Below are 648 nucleotides of genomic sequence, written 5' to 3' on the forward strand. Positions count from 1 at the left end.
CTCCGAACCACACTATTTGGGATGCCTATCATTGCAACGACTATCCCAATGATTGAATGCGAATTTAAAGCGCCAACGTCCTTCGGTCTGATTTTCTGCGATCTGCGCATCGCTGTCGTTGGGGTGCAATCGGAAATCAATAGCATGGCGACGGCTTCGAGCTGACACAAATTCAGGTAGCAATTTGGATGCCCAGGTCTTGCAGCCAAGAGCGCAGTATTCGAACGAGCCGTAATGGAAGGCATAATTTCGCGATCTATGAGCGACGGCTATGTGAGCAAAAGCCTTCTTCAAACGATGTATGGTGGTCACCTATTTCTCCCTACAATCAAAGCAGATCGGCGAACTGCTCAAGGTCCGCTACTGTGGCGACCAAACCCTGTTGGGTCAGGATTGACAGATACTCGTCAACGCTCTTGGGCGGGTTCTTGAGGCGCGCGCGAACTTTGCGCAGCGCTGAGCAGACCAAACCTGGCGCGAGAGACAGCTGGTTCCGGAAAAAGTCATCGGGATGCTGGGTCTCGATGCCAAAGGGCGCAAGTGCCCCCAGCGGGAAGTCTTTCAAATTCTGGGTTACGATGGCGTCCCACCGTCCAACGATTGCGGCCGCCAGAACGTGCCGATCATCTGCGTCCGGTAACCTAAGGG

Annotated in this window: 1 protein-coding gene; it reads right to left on the reverse strand. The window is 53.7% G+C overall.

Features of this window, described 5'->3' with window-relative positions; all coding sequences use genetic code 11:
- Window positions 1–328: 328 nt before the first annotated feature.
- A partial coding sequence (locus tag PKE99_RS39250) for a VapC50 family PIN domain-containing toxin (protein WP_498371924.1) occupies window positions 329–648 on the reverse strand: 320 nt, incomplete at its 5' end.

It is taken from the genome of Pseudonocardia halophobica, from assembly GCF_027922425.1.
Classification (GTDB): domain Bacteria; phylum Actinomycetota; class Actinomycetes; order Mycobacteriales; family Pseudonocardiaceae; genus Pseudonocardia; species Pseudonocardia halophobica.